Consider the following 12,623-nt stretch of genomic DNA (forward strand, 5'->3'; position numbering starts at 1 on the left):
ACAGAGAGACTGTTTCAGCGTCGGCGCGTAGAGAGATTGTCTCTATTCGTCCCGCGAAGCAGACAATCTCTCTGCCTCACGCTTGTAGCGGCAGCAGATCGGCCACCGGCAGCACTGTCTCGTCCTTCACCGTCTTGGTGACGATGTAGGTGAAGTAGCGGTCAATGCCGATCTCGCGCTCGAGCAAAGCATCGACCAGCCGCTGATAGGCGTCGATGTCGCGTGCCATCACCTTCAGCACATAGTCGACGCCGCCGCCGACCGACCAGCAGGCGACGATCTCCGGGATGTCGCGGATGACGCGTTCGAAGCGGTCGAAGTCGGCCTGGCGGTGGCTGGCCAATGTCACCTCCATCAAGACGGTGGCAACCGGGGCGACGGCGCGCATGGCGATCGAGGCATGGTAGCCAGAGACGATGCCGGCCTTTTCCAGTTTGCGCAGCCGCATCCAGCACGGCGTCGGCGACAGACCGACCTTGTCGGCCAGTGCCAGCTTGGTGATGCGCCCGTCGCGCTGGATGGCGTCGAGGATTTTGAGGTCGATCGGATCGAGTTTGGCTGCGGCCATGGGCGTCCACTTTTTGCTGCCCGCCACCATGGGGGCGCATGATTTCGATTGTCAATTGCACTGATTTCGATCTCTAATAAGTCATGACATTGTGGCAGCCAGATCCCGCGCTCATTCGCCGCCCGGCCTACCAGTCGCTGGCCGACCAGTTCGCCCGCGCCATCCATGACGGGCGGCTTGCCAACGGCGCCCGGCTGCCGACGCATCGCCGGCTGGCCGACGAGCTGAAACTGTCGGTGCAGACGGTGAGCCGCGCCTATGAGGAATTGATCCGCCGCGGGCTGATCTCCGGTGAGATCGGCCGCGGCAGCTTTGTGCAGACGCAGCGTCGCGAGCCGGAGCCGCCTTATCTGCCGGAGCGGCTGGGCGAGGTCATCGACCTGTCGATCCTGAAGCCGGTCTGCGAGCCGATGCATCTGGAGCGGCTGAAGCAGGCGCTGGGCTGGCTGGCCGAGAACCTGCCGTCGAGCTCGGCGCTGTCGTTCCGCCCGAACATGGTGTTTCCGCGCCATCGGGCGGTGGCGGTGGAATGGCTAAAACTATGCGGCCTCGAAGCCTCGCCGCAGAACATCAGCCTGACCAACGGCGCCACCGCCGGCATGACGGTGGCGCTGATGAGCGTGGCGCCGCCCGGCTCGACGGTCGCCACCGAGGCCATCGGCCACCACACGCTGGTGCCGCTCGCCCGCTACCTCGGCTTCAACCTCGAGGGTCTGCCGATCGACGGCAACGGCCTCATCCCGGAAGCGCTCGACGAAGCCTGCAGGCTCTCCGATATCCGCGCCGTGTTCGTGCAGCCTTCGGTGATCAACCCGACGGCGACGCTGATGGATGCCACACGGCGCGAGCAGATTGCAGCCGTCGCGCGCAAGCACGACATCGCCATCATCGAGAACGATGTGCTGGGGCCGCTGGTCGAAGACCGGCCGCCGCCGGTTGCTGCCTACGCGCCCGAGCGAACGCTCTACGTCACCTCCTTCACCAAGATCACCGTGCCTGGCCTTCGTATTGGCTATCTCGCCGCGCCCGACCGCTATGTCGCGGCGGTGGCCAACCGCCACCTCGTCTCCAACTGGATGGCGACGCCGCTGGTGGCCGAGATCGCCACGAAATGGGTGACCGACGGCACGGCGATGGAGCTGGTGCGCTGGCAGCGATCGGCGCTCATGCGGCGCCGGGACATCGCGGCGGAAGTGCTGGCCGGTGTCGACTACCGCGCCCATCGCGACGGGTTGCATCTGTGGCTCGAGCTTCCCGGCGACCGGGCTGAAGAGAGCTTTGTCTCGCAGGCCCGCTTGCGAGGGGTGGCGATTGCGCCAGGAACATCCTTCCGCATTGCGGAAGCGCCCTGGCATCCTGCCGTGCGCATCTCGCTGGGATCGACCACCGAAGGGGAACTGCGCGCGGGCTTGAGCGTTGTCGCCAAGCTTCTGCTCGGCGATCCGGAGCATCTCCTGCTCGCCATCTGATGCATACCGCCCAAAACCGCTGCGCGCCTTTGGGCACAAATTGCCCTGAAATTGGGCGGCACCGGAAATATTGTCATGATATTATTTTCCTAATTGACATGATTTCGCGCGTTCCGCATCGTTAAGGGCATAGGCTTCTCCAGAACGGGGAAATTGATTGCCCGCACCCATCATCAAGGTCGACGCCATTTCGAAGAGCTTCGGCGCGTTCAAGGTTCTGGACGGCCTGTCGATGCAGGTCATGCCCGGCGAGAAGCTGGCGCTGATCGGCCCGTCCGGCTCCGGCAAGACGACGATCCTGCGCATCCTGATGACACTGGAGAAGATCGACGGCGGCCATATCCAGATCGACGGCGAGCAGCTCTATCACATGGAGCGCAACGGCCAGTTGCTGGCCGCCGACGAGCGGCATCTGGCCAAGATGCGGCAGAAGATCGGCATGGTCTTCCAGCTGTTCAACCTGTTCCCGCACAAATGCGTCATGGACAACGTTACCCTGGCGCCGATGCTGACCAAGGGTATGGCGCGCGCCGCCGCCGAAAAGCGGGCGATGGAATTGCTCGACATGGTCGGCATGGCCGACAAGGCGAAGGCGATGCCGGCGCAGCTTTCCGGCGGCCAGAAGCAGCGCGTCGCGATTGCCCGCGCACTGGCGCTGTCGCCAAAGATCATGCTGTTCGACGAAGTCACTTCGGCACTCGATCCTGAGCTGGTCGAGGAGGTGTTGAACGTCATGCGCAAGCTCGCCGCCGAGACCGACATGACGATGCTTTTGGTCACCCACGAGATGGGCTTCGCCCACGACTTCGCCGACCGGGTGCTGTTCTTCGATCGCGGCAGGATCGTCGAGGAAGGCAAGCCCGACGAGATTTTCCGCCACCCCAAGCAGGAGCGCACGCAGGGCTTCCTGAAGAAGATCATCGCGGCCGGACACCGTGTCTGACTGCCTATGCAATAGGCGACAAAGTCGTCCTTCAAAAGGCGGCAACGCCGTCCTCTAGGCGGCGCAAGCCGCCGCAAAACAAACCAAGAAGACAGAACAAGGAGTTGGGAACAGTGAAGAAACTTGGCATTCTGGCCGGCGTCGCCGGCCTTGCACTGACGGCCGTTCTTGCGGCCTCGAGCGCCGGATCGGCCGACGACAGCAAGCTCGAGCAGTTGAAGGCGCAGGGCTTTGCCCGTGTCGCCATCGCCAACGAGCCGCCCTATACGGCGGTCGCCGCCGACGGCAAGGTCTCGGGCGCGGCACCCGACGTGGCGCGCGAGATCTTCAAGCGCCTCGGCGTCGGCGACATCGTCGCCTCGATCTCGGAATATGGCGCCATGATCCCCGGCTTGCAGGCCGGCCGCTTCGACGTTGTCACAGCTGGCTTGTTCATGAAGCCGGAGCGCTGTGCGGCGGTCGCCTATTCCGAGCCGGTGCTGTGCGACGCCGAGGCGATGCTGGTCAAGAAGGGCAATCCGAAGGGCTTCAAGAGCTATGAGGATGTCGCCAAGGACACCAGCGCCACCATCGGCGCGCCGGGCGGCGGCACCGAAGAGAAGCTGGCGCTCAATGCCGGCGTGCCGCGCGAGCGCGTCATCGTCGTGCCGGACGGCCAGAGCGGCCTGAAGATGCTGCAGGATGGCCGCATCGATGCCTATTCGCTCCCCGTTCTGTCGATCAACGACCTGGTCAAGAAGGCCAACGATCCGAACCTCGAAGTCATCGCCCCGGTGCAAGGCGCGCCGGTCTACTGCGACGGCGCCGCCTTCAAGAAAGGCGACGAGGCGCTGCGCGACGCCTATGATGTCGAACTCGCCAAGCTGAAGAAGTCGGGCGAGTTCGCCAAGATCATCGAGCCCTACGGCTTCTCGGCCGCAGCGGCGATGTCGACGACGCGCGACAAGCTCTGCGCGGCGAAGTAGGGCGCCATCTTCCTTCTCCCCGTTCATGGGGAGACGGTGTCACCAAGTGACGGATGAGGGGCAGCACCAGGTTCTGCCAGGCTGGCTCCGCCCCTCATCTGCCTGCCGGCATCTTTCCCCGCGAAGGGGGGAAGGGGCTAAGTTCAAACGTTGGAAACTTCTGATATATGACCCAGTGGTCCGGCTATCTCGGCCTGATATTGCAGGGAGCGCTTGTCACCATCGAGCTGACGCTGATGGGATCGGTGCTCGCCCTGATCATGGCCTTTCTGGCCGGCATGGGGCGGCTGTCGCGCTTCTTCGTGCTGCGAGCGCTCGCCACCGCCTATATCGAATTCTTCCGTGGCACCTCGATCTTCGTGCAGCTGTTCTGGGTCTATTTCGTGCTGCCTCTTGCCGGCATATCGCTGACGCCGCTGCAGGCCGGCGTGCTGGCGCTGGGCTTGAATGTCGGCGCCTATGCCGCCGAAGTGGTGCGCGGCGCCATCCAGTCGGTCGGCCGCGAGCAATATGAGGCTTGCATCGCGCTCAATCTTGGCCGCTGGCAAGGCATGCGCCATGTCATCCTGCCGCAGGCGCTGCTGGTCATGCTGCCGACCTTCGGCAACAACGCCATTGAGTTGCTCAAGGCGACCTCGGTCGTGTCGCTGATCTCGCTCGCGGACCTCACCTTCCAGGCGCAGGTCGTACGCTCTCAGACCGGCAACACGCTGATGCCGTTCACGACCATTCTGATCATCTATTTCGTGCTGGCGCTGATCATCTCGTGGGGCGTGCGCTCGCTGGAACGCCGCATGGCGCGCGGCCTCGACGGAGTGCGCGTGTGATGGAGTGGACCCTGTAATGGATTGGGATTGGAACTTTGTCAGGGAGATCCTGCCGACGCTGATCCAGGGGGTGAAGATCACCATCCTGGCGACGCTGCTCGGCTCGGCGCTGGCGGCGATCGTCGGCCTGGCGATCGCACTGGCGCGGCGCTCGCCAAATCGGGCCGTATCGCGCAGCGTCGGCTTCCTTGCCGAATTCATCCGCGGCACGCCGCTGCTGGTGCAGCTCTATTTCATCTTCTACGTGCTGCCGGATTTCGGCATCCTGTTGCCGCCGCTGGTGGCCGGCGTCATCGGTCTCGGCCTGCACTACGGCACCTACACGGCGGAAGTCTATCGCGCCGGCATCGATAATGTGCCGCGCGGCCAGTGGGAAGCCGCCAAGGCCTGCAATCTGAGCGCCGGCCAGACCTGGTCCCACATCATCATCCCGCAGGCGATCCCGCCGATGATCCCGGCTTTGGCCAATTACTTCATCGCCATGTTCAAGGAGACGCCGCTGCTGTCGGCGATCACCGTGCTGGAACTGATGAACCAGGCCAAGAGCGTCGCCAACACCTACTATCGCTATATCGAGCCAATGACGCTGGTCGGCGCCTTCTTCCTGATCATCAGCCTTTTCTCGGTCGTGCTGCTGCGCTGGCTGGAACATCGCTACGGCAAGATCGAGAGGTAGTTTTTATGAAACTGCTGCAAGAGATCAGACTGATGCCGACCAGGCCGGCGCTCGACGCGCGTCCGCTGGAGAAGCGCGTCGGCTTGATCATCCTTGCCACCGACCACACCAGCGAACCGGATTTCCGCCGCATGGTGGCGGGCGAGCGGATCGGCGTCTATGTTGCCCGCATTCCTTACGCCAATCCGACCACGCCCGAAAATTTGCGCAAGATGCAGCCGGAGCTGTCGGCGGGCGCCGCGCTCATCCTGCCGGACGAGCCGCTCGACGCCATCTGCTATTCCTGCACTTCGGCGTCGGTGGTGATAGGCGATGCCGAGATCGAGGCGGCGGTCCAGGCCGCCAAGCCGGGCGTACCTGTCGTCACGCCACCCATGGCCGGAGTGCGCGGGCTGAAAGCGCTGGGCGCGAAAAAGATCAGCATCCTCACGCCTTACACCATCGAGACCAGCCGGCCGATGGCAACCTATTTCGCCGAGCGCGGCTTCGACATATTGAGCTTCTCTTGTCTTGGCTTCGAGGACGACCGCGAGATGGCCCGCATTGCGCCGGCCGCACTCATCGAGCTGGCCCGGGAAGCGACGCATGCCGAGGCCGATGCGTTGTTTGTCTCCTGCACGGCACTGCGGGCAGCCCTCGCGGTGCCCGGCATGGAACAGGCGATCGGTCTCCCCGTTGTCACCAGCAACCAGGCCAGTGCCTGGAACTGCCTGCGGCTTTGTGGCGACGACAAGCCGCGTCCCGAATTCGGCCGGCTGATGACGCTGCCGCTTGGTTGATAAGATGACAGAGGTCACGCTTCAGCATATTCGCGCAGCGCGCGACCGCATTGCCGGCAAGGTCGAGCAGACGGCGACTGCGCTTTCCCTGAGTCTTTCCGAGCACTTGAGCACACAGGTTTACCTCAAGCTCGAGCATCGCCAGACCACCGGCAGCTTCAAGCTGCGTGGCGCATCGAACGCCATCGCCTCGCTAAGCCCTGAACAGAAGTCGCGCGGTGTCGTTGCCGCTTCGACCGGCAATCACGGCCGTGCACTCGCCTATGCAGCCAAGCTCGAAGGCATGCGTGCCGTGATCTGCATGTCGCGGCTGGTGCCCGAAAACAAGCTCGACGCCATCCGCCGCCTCGGCGCCGAGATCCGCATCGTCGGCAACAGCCAGGACGACGCGCAGCAGGAGGTCGATCGGCTGGTCGGGGAGGAGGGCCTGGTAATGCTGCCGCCTTTCGATCATCCCGACATCATCGCTGGGCAGGGGTCGCTGGGGCTGGAGATCATCGAGCAGGTTTCGGACGCGGCAACGGTGCTGGTGCCGCTGTCCGGCGGTGGGCTGGCCTCGGGCGTTGCGGCTGCCGTCAAGGGCGTCAGCCCGAGGACAAAAGTCATCGGCGTTTCGATGGCGCGGGGGGCGGCCATGAAGGCGAGCCTCGATGCCGCCCGCCCGGTGCAGGTCGAGGAATTGCCGACGCTGGCGGATTCGCTCGGCGGCGGTATCGGCCTCGAAAACCGGCTGACCTTCGCCATGTGCCGCGACCTGCTCGACGATGTTATCCTGCTCAGCGAAAACGAAATCGCCGCCGGCATCCGTCATGCCTATGAGCAGGAACGCGAGATCGTCGAAGGCGCCGGCGCGGTCGGCATCGCCGCTCTGCTTGCCGGCAAGGTCAAAGCCAGCGGCCCCACGGTGCTCATCCTGTCCGGCCGCAACATCGATATGACGCTGCACCGCCGGATCGTCTGCGGCGAGGCGCCATCAACCGTGGAGAGCGCAGCATGAGCCGGATGACCATCCTCACCGAAGCCGAACTGCGCACGATCGTGAAGCTCGATCTCGATGCGGTCGCGTGCGTCGAGAACGCATTCCGCGCGCTTGCCACCTTGCCGGTGGCGATGCCGCCGATCCTGCGCCTCGACATTCCTGAGCATCGCGGCGAGGTCGATGTGAAGACCGCCTATGTGCCGGGTCTGGAAAGCTTTGCCATCAAGATCAGCCCCGGCTTTTTCGACAATCCGAAAATCGGCCTGCCCAGCGGCAACGGCATGATGGTGCTCTTGTCGGCGAAGACAGGGTTGGTCGAGGCGCTGCTGCTCGACAATGGCTACCTGACCGATGTCCGCACCGCTGCCGCCGGCGCGGTGGCGGCGAAGCATCTTTCGCGCACCGATTCTTCGGTCGCCGCGATCTTCGGTGCCGGCGTCCAGGCCGGGCTGCAGCTTCAGGCACTGAGGCTGGTGCGACCGATCGAAGAAGCCCGCATCTGGGCGCGCGATGCTGCCAAGGCGGAAGCCACCGCCGCCGACCTGCGCAAGAAGTTGAGCATCATGGTGCGCGCCGAGCCCGATGCCGCAAAGGCGGCTGCCGGCGCCGACATCATTGTCACCACCACACCGTCGACCGAGCCGCTGATCAAGGCCGGTTTCATCGTGGCCGGCCAGCACATCACCGCGATGGGCTCGGACGCCGAGCACAAGAACGAGATCGCGCCGGCGATCCTGCGCATGGCCGATCTCTATGTCGCCGACAGCGCCAAGCAGACGCGGCGCCTCGGCGAGTTGCACCATGCCATCTCCGCCGGCGTGATGGCTGAAGACGCCGATGTGACCGAACTTGGCCAGATCATCGCCGGCGAAAAGCACGGCCGGCGCACGCCCGCCGACATCACCATCGCCGACCTCACCGGCACCGGCGTGCAGGATACGGCGATTGCCACGCTGGCTCGCGACCGCGCGCGGGCGGCCAAATCTGGAACCATTTTCGAAAGCTGATGCTGGCCGCGAGGCCCAACAAACGAGGATCAAGAACAATGCAGCCCAGCTTGAAATTCTCGCGCGGCGAATATGCGGAGCGCCTCGCCAAGACCCGTAAGGCTATGGCGGCCAAGGGCGTCGATCTGCTGATCGTCAGCGACCCCTCGAATATGGCCTGGCTGACCGGCTATGACGGCTGGTCGTTCTATGTGCACCAGGCGGTCATCGTGCCGCCGTCGGGCGAGCCGGTCTGGTATGGCCGCGGCCAGGACGCCAACGGCGCCAAGCGCACCGCCTATCTCGCGCATGACAACATCGTCGGCTACCCCGACCACTATGTGCAGTCGACCGAGCGCCATCCGATGGATTTTCTCTCGCAGGTGCTTGCCGATCGCGGCTGGGGCAAACTGACCGTCGGCGTCGAGATGGACAATTACTGGTTCTCGGCGGCTGCCTTCGCCTCGCTGCAGAAGCACCTGCCCAACGCGCGCTTCGTCGATGCCACTGCGCTGGTCAATTGGCAGCGTGCGGTGAAGAGCCCGACCGAGATCGACTATATGTGCAAGGCCGCCCGCATCGTCGAAGCCATGCACCAGCGCATCGTCAACAAGATCGAGGTCGGCATGCGCAAATGCGATCTGGTCGCCGAGATCTACGATGCCGGCACGCGCGGTGTCGACGGTATCGGTGGCGACTATCCTGCGATCGTGCCGCTGCTGCCGTCGGGCGCCGATGCCTCGGCGCCGCATCTGACCTGGGACGACAAGCCGATGAAGTCGGGCGAGGGCACCTTCTTCGAGATCGCCGGCTGCTACCACCGCTACCACTGCCCGCTATCGCGAACCGTCTTCCTCGGCAAGCCGACGCAGGAATTCCTCGATGCCGAAAAGGCGACGCTGGAAGGCATGGACGCCGGGCTTGCCGCGGCAAAGCCTGGCAACACCTGCGAGGACATTGCCAACGCCTTCTTCGCCGTTTTGAAGAAATACGGCATCGTCAAGGACAACCGCACCGGCTATCCGATCGGCCTGTCCTATCCGCCGGACTGGGGCGAGCGCACGATGAGCCTGCGCCCCGGCGACCGCACCGAGCTCAAGCCCGGCATGACCTTCCATTTCATGACCGGCCTGTGGCTGGAAACGATGGGGCTGGAGATCACCGAATCCATCCTGATCACCGAGACCGGCGTCGAATGCCTGGCCAATGTGCCGCGCAAGCTGGTGGTGAAGGATTGAGTCCGATGTCCAGCGTTCGCCCATCTCCGATCGCCCCGACCGTCGATTTCGACAAGGACGGCGTCCAGCACGGCTTTTTGCGCCTGCCCTACAGCCGCGACGATTCTGCCTGGGGTTCGGTGATGATCCCGATCTGCGTCATCCGCAACGGTAAGGGACCGGCGGCGCTGCTCACCGGCGGCAACCATGGTGACGAATATGAGGGGCCGCTGGCGCTCTACGAGCTTGCCCGCACGCTCGACCCGAAGGAGGTCGGCGGCACGGTGATCATCGTGCCGGCGATGAACTATCCGGCCTTCCGCGCCGGCACCCGCACCTCGCCGATCGACAAGGGCAATCTCAACCGCAGCTTTCCCGGCCGCCCGGATGGCACGGTGACCGAGAAGATCGCCGACTATTTCCAGCGCGAGCTTTTGCCACGCACCGACATCGCGCTCGACTTCCACTCCGGCGGCAGGACGCTCGACTTCGTGCCGTTCTGCGCCGCCCATATCCGCCCCGACAAGGTACTGGAAGCCAAGGGCTTCGCAGCAGTGGAAGCATTCTCGGCACCATGGTCGATGAAGATGCTGGAGATCGACGCGGTCGGCATGTTCGACACCGCCGCCGAAGAGATGGGCAAGTTGTTCATCACCACCGAGTTGGGAGGAGGCGGGACGTCCCGCGCGGAGACCGTGCGGATCGCCAGGCGCGGCGTGATCAATTTGCTGCGCCATGCCGGCATCGTTTCTGGTGCGGTCGAGAAGGCCAGAACCCAATGGCTCTATATGCCGTCGGGCGATTGCTTCTCCTTCACCGAGGACGACGGCATGATCGAAACGATGGCCGATCTCGGCGAGACGGTGGAAGAGGGGCAGGTGCTGGCACGCATCCATTCCGTCGGCCGTACGGGTGTCGCGCCGCACGAGATCAGGGCTAAAATGTCGGGCCTGCTGGCGGCGCGGCATTTTCCCGGCTTGGTCAAGGCTGGCGATTGTGCCGCCGTCGTGGCCGTGCTGGTCGGTTGACGATTTTCCGATGAAGGCCCGTCATGGCCGGGCAAGAGTCCGCATGCGCGTCAAACAGCACACGGATCTTTCGCTGAGGCGCCAGCGCATTTCGGAAATTCAGATCACCGCTTCCTCGAGGAAAGGCTCGTTGCGCGGGATCCTTTCGTAGCCGAAGGGCGACAGGTCGAGCGTCTGGAAGGTGCCGTGAACGATCAGTTCGGATACCGCGCGACCGACGGCCGGCGATTGCTGCAGTCCATGCCCGGAGAAACCATTGGCGAACATGAAGTTCGTCACCTCCGGATGGAAGCCGACGATGCCGTTGTGGTCTAGCATGTTGTATTCATAGTGGCCGGTCCAGCTTGTCTGGACCTTCAAGGCATCGAATGCGGGAATGCGATGCCAAAGGGCAGGCCAGATCCGCTCTTCGAACTCCTCATGGTGCATCTCGAAATCGTCGTAGTCCGCCGGGCCATCGTCGAGCGGCGTATTGCCGGTCAGGAAAAGCTCCCCCTCCGGCCGTACGAAAGTGCCCGAGAGGTCGATCACGTTTGGCATCCGGCCGGGGATCGGCGTGGCGCTCGAAAAGACGAAACTGTATCGCTTGTAAGGCGCGACCGGGATCGACAGCCCTGCCATAGCGGCCACCTGCTGGGCACGCGGACCGGCCGCATCGACAAGCGTTCCGCATGAAATGATCTGGCCGGTCGCCAGCCTTGCCGCGAGTACCTTTCCGCCCGCGACGTCCAGTCCGGCCACGGCGTTGTCAATGTACTCCACGCCCGAGGCACGCGCCGCGCGGCGGAAGCCATTGAGCAGGCCCATCGAATCGAACCAGCCTTCGTCGCGCGATCCCCAGGCGCCGCCGCCGAGATCCTCGACGTTGAGCCAGGGAAAGCGGTCCTTCAGCGGGCCCGGTTCGAGGAACAGCGTATGGGCTCCAAGGCTGCGCTGCAGGTCGACGCGGGCGCGCGCTGCGTCCACGCCCTCGGGTGAGCAGCAATAGAGATAGCCATGTTCGCGGAAGCCGAGGTCGGGTGCCGGCTCGCCCGTGAAGAAGGGCGCCATGCGCTCGGCAAAGCCACGGATGATGTCGATACCGAACTGGCTGATCTTGACGTTGATCGGGTTCGAATATTGCTGGCGGATCGCACTGGTGGACAGCGCCGTCGAGGAGAACTCGTAGCTGCTGTCGCGCTCGACCACCAGGATCGATGCGCTGGCGCCGAGCGCCTGGCTGAGCCAATAGGCGATCGACGACCCGACCGCCGCACCACCGACGATGACGATGTCGTAGCCGGCGCGGGCAGGGGCCTTGTAGGGCGGAATGGCCATGACGTGGGCTCTTGTCAGTGATTGAAGGAAGCGATCAGGGCGTCGGAGCCGCGCGCCAGGAGGCCGAGATCCGAACCGACTGCGACCATGGTGAAACCGTCCGCAATATAGCGGTCGGCATCGGCCTTCGCGGGCGCCAGTATACCGCTTGCCTTGCCGGCCTCGGCGGCCGCCTGCCGCACCAACGAAATTGCCTGCTGCACGTGCTCGGCGCCTGGATTGCCCATGGCGCCCATATTGGTCGACAAGTCGCCGGGGCCGACGAACAGGACGTCGACGCCGTCCACTGCCGCGATCTCCGCTGCGTTGGCAACGCCGTTTTCGCATTCGATCTGCACGGCGAGCAACTGCTGCTTGCGGGCATTGGCATGATAGCCTGCAATGCGGCCGAAGGCATTGGCACGATGGCCGACGGAGAAGCCACGGAAGCCGAGTGGCGCGTAGCTCATCGCGGCGACGATCGTGCGGGCTTGGTCAGCCGAGCGCACATTGGGGATCATCAGGCTGCGAGCGCCGATATCCATTGCTTGCTTGATCAGGTTCGGGTCATCCGACGGCAGGCGCACGACGCCTTCGCAGGTAAAGCCGCCAAGCACCTGGAGTTGTGCCATCACGCTGCGCAGATCGTTGGGGCTGTGCTCGCCGTCAATCAGCAGCCAACCAGCGCCTGAGCCCGCGACGACTTCCGTCGTCAGGGCGGACGCCAGCGAACACCAGACGCCGATATGCGGCCGTCGGTCGGCCACGGCCGCTTTCAAGGGATTTGGGCGCTCCTGCATTTCGTCGGACTCCAGCAAAACATGGCTTGAAATTTGTATGATGTCATATATCATATCTATACCGAGCCGCAACTCATCTTGCAGGCCGTG

The 12,623-nt window shown here is 64.1% G+C and carries 13 protein-coding genes; 10 read left to right on the forward strand and 3 right to left on the reverse strand.

Going from position 1 to position 12,623, the window contains the following annotated elements; all coding sequences use genetic code 11:
- Nucleotides 1–76: 76 nt before the first annotated feature.
- Nucleotides 77–568, reverse strand: a complete 492-nt coding sequence (locus tag AC1RUK_RS05445) for an Lrp/AsnC family transcriptional regulator (RefSeq protein ID WP_120013821.1) — start codon at nt 566–568, stop codon at nt 77–79.
- Nucleotides 569–651: 83 nt separating this feature from the next.
- Here AC1RUK_RS05445 and ehuR point away from each other — a divergent pair, with 83 nt between their 5' ends.
- The 10 genes from ehuR to doeB all read left to right on the forward strand — a co-directional run bounded on the left by ehuR (nt 652) and on the right by doeB (nt 10,437).
- Complete coding sequence (ehuR, locus tag AC1RUK_RS05450; RefSeq protein WP_481836462.1) at nt 652–2,037, forward strand: MocR-like ectoine utilization transcription factor EhuR; 1,386 nt, start codon at nt 652–654, stop codon at nt 2,035–2,037.
- 157 nt (nt 2,038–2,194) lie between these two features.
- A complete protein-coding gene (gene ehuA, locus AC1RUK_RS05455) occupies nt 2,195–2,980 on the forward strand; it encodes an ectoine/hydroxyectoine ABC transporter ATP-binding protein EhuA (protein WP_210328934.1) in 786 nt (261 codons plus the stop codon).
- A gap of 131 nt (nt 2,981–3,111) precedes the next feature.
- Nucleotides 3,112–3,945: an ectoine/hydroxyectoine ABC transporter substrate-binding protein EhuB gene (gene ehuB, locus AC1RUK_RS05460; protein WP_481839570.1), complete on the forward strand. Its 834-nt coding sequence runs from the start codon at nt 3,112–3,114 to the stop codon at nt 3,943–3,945.
- A gap of 167 nt (nt 3,946–4,112) precedes the next feature.
- The gene (gene ehuC / locus AC1RUK_RS05465) at nt 4,113–4,772 is read left to right on the forward strand and encodes an ectoine/hydroxyectoine ABC transporter permease subunit EhuC (protein ID WP_481836461.1); all 660 of its coding nucleotides are present in this window, start codon (nt 4,113–4,115) and stop codon (nt 4,770–4,772) included.
- 16 nt (nt 4,773–4,788) lie between these two features.
- The gene (gene ehuD, locus AC1RUK_RS05470) at nt 4,789–5,448 is read left to right on the forward strand and encodes an ectoine/hydroxyectoine ABC transporter permease subunit EhuD (RefSeq protein ID WP_481836460.1); all 660 of its coding nucleotides are present in this window, start codon (nt 4,789–4,791) and stop codon (nt 5,446–5,448) included.
- A gap of 5 nt (nt 5,449–5,453) precedes the next feature.
- Nucleotides 5,454–6,227, forward strand: coding sequence for an ectoine utilization protein EutA (gene eutA, locus AC1RUK_RS05475; RefSeq protein ID WP_481836459.1), 774 nt, complete (start codon nt 5,454–5,456; stop codon nt 6,225–6,227).
- 4 nt (nt 6,228–6,231) lie between these two features.
- Nucleotides 6,232–7,224, forward strand: a complete 993-nt coding sequence (gene eutB / locus AC1RUK_RS05480) for a hydroxyectoine utilization dehydratase EutB (protein ID WP_481836458.1) — start codon at nt 6,232–6,234, stop codon at nt 7,222–7,224.
- A complete protein-coding gene (locus tag AC1RUK_RS05485) occupies nt 7,221–8,213 on the forward strand; it encodes a cyclodeaminase (RefSeq protein ID WP_481836457.1) in 993 nt (330 codons plus the stop codon). Before eutB ends, AC1RUK_RS05485 begins: the two co-directional genes overlap by 4 nt.
- Before the next feature lie 38 nt (nt 8,214–8,251).
- Entirely contained in the window at nt 8,252–9,430 is a 1,179-nt protein-coding gene (gene doeA / locus AC1RUK_RS05490) for an ectoine hydrolase DoeA (protein WP_481836456.1), read from the forward strand.
- 5 nt (nt 9,431–9,435) lie between these two features.
- Nucleotides 9,436–10,437 (forward strand): N(2)-acetyl-L-2,4-diaminobutanoate deacetylase DoeB, encoded by a 1,002-nt coding sequence (gene doeB / locus AC1RUK_RS05495; RefSeq protein ID WP_481836455.1) that lies wholly within the window; start codon nt 9,436–9,438, stop codon nt 10,435–10,437.
- Nucleotides 10,438–10,536: 99 nt separating this feature from the next.
- On the opposite strand, the gene AC1RUK_RS05500 is transcribed toward doeB, so the two are convergent.
- A complete protein-coding gene (locus tag AC1RUK_RS05500) occupies nt 10,537–11,754 on the reverse strand; it encodes an NAD(P)/FAD-dependent oxidoreductase (RefSeq protein ID WP_481836454.1) in 1,218 nt (405 codons plus the stop codon).
- 14 nt (nt 11,755–11,768) lie between these two features.
- On the reverse strand, nt 11,769–12,533 hold the full coding sequence (locus AC1RUK_RS05505) for an HpcH/HpaI aldolase family protein (protein ID WP_481836453.1): 765 nt from the start codon (nt 12,531–12,533) through the stop codon (nt 11,769–11,771).
- Nucleotides 12,534–12,623 lie beyond the last annotated feature (90 nt).

The organism is Mesorhizobium monacense, from assembly GCF_056781675.1.

Bases quoted from the DNA above. Each gene is read 5' to 3' on its own strand.
- AC1RUK_RS05445 (WP_120013821.1), bottom strand. From the start codon at position 568: ATGGCCGCAGCCAAACTCGATCCGATCGACCTCAAAATCCTCGACGCC.
- ehuR (WP_481836462.1), top strand. From the start codon at position 652: ATGACATTGTGGCAGCCAGATCCCGCGCTCATTCGCCGCCCGGCCTAC.
- ehuC (WP_481836461.1), top strand. From the start codon at position 4,113: ATGACCCAGTGGTCCGGCTATCTCGGCCTGATATTGCAGGGAGCGCTT.
- ehuD (WP_481836460.1), top strand. From the start codon at position 4,789: ATGGATTGGGATTGGAACTTTGTCAGGGAGATCCTGCCGACGCTGATC.
- eutA (WP_481836459.1), top strand. From the start codon at position 5,454: ATGAAACTGCTGCAAGAGATCAGACTGATGCCGACCAGGCCGGCGCTC.
- eutB (WP_481836458.1), top strand. From the start codon at position 6,232: ATGACAGAGGTCACGCTTCAGCATATTCGCGCAGCGCGCGACCGCATT.
- AC1RUK_RS05485 (WP_481836457.1), top strand. From the start codon at position 7,221: ATGAGCCGGATGACCATCCTCACCGAAGCCGAACTGCGCACGATCGTG.
- doeA (WP_481836456.1), top strand. From the start codon at position 8,252: ATGCAGCCCAGCTTGAAATTCTCGCGCGGCGAATATGCGGAGCGCCTC.
- doeB (WP_481836455.1), top strand. From the start codon at position 9,436: ATGTCCAGCGTTCGCCCATCTCCGATCGCCCCGACCGTCGATTTCGAC.
- AC1RUK_RS05500 (WP_481836454.1), bottom strand. From the start codon at position 11,754: ATGGCCATTCCGCCCTACAAGGCCCCTGCCCGCGCCGGCTACGACATC.
- AC1RUK_RS05505 (WP_481836453.1), bottom strand. From the start codon at position 12,533: ATGCAGGAGCGCCCAAATCCCTTGAAAGCGGCCGTGGCCGACCGACGG.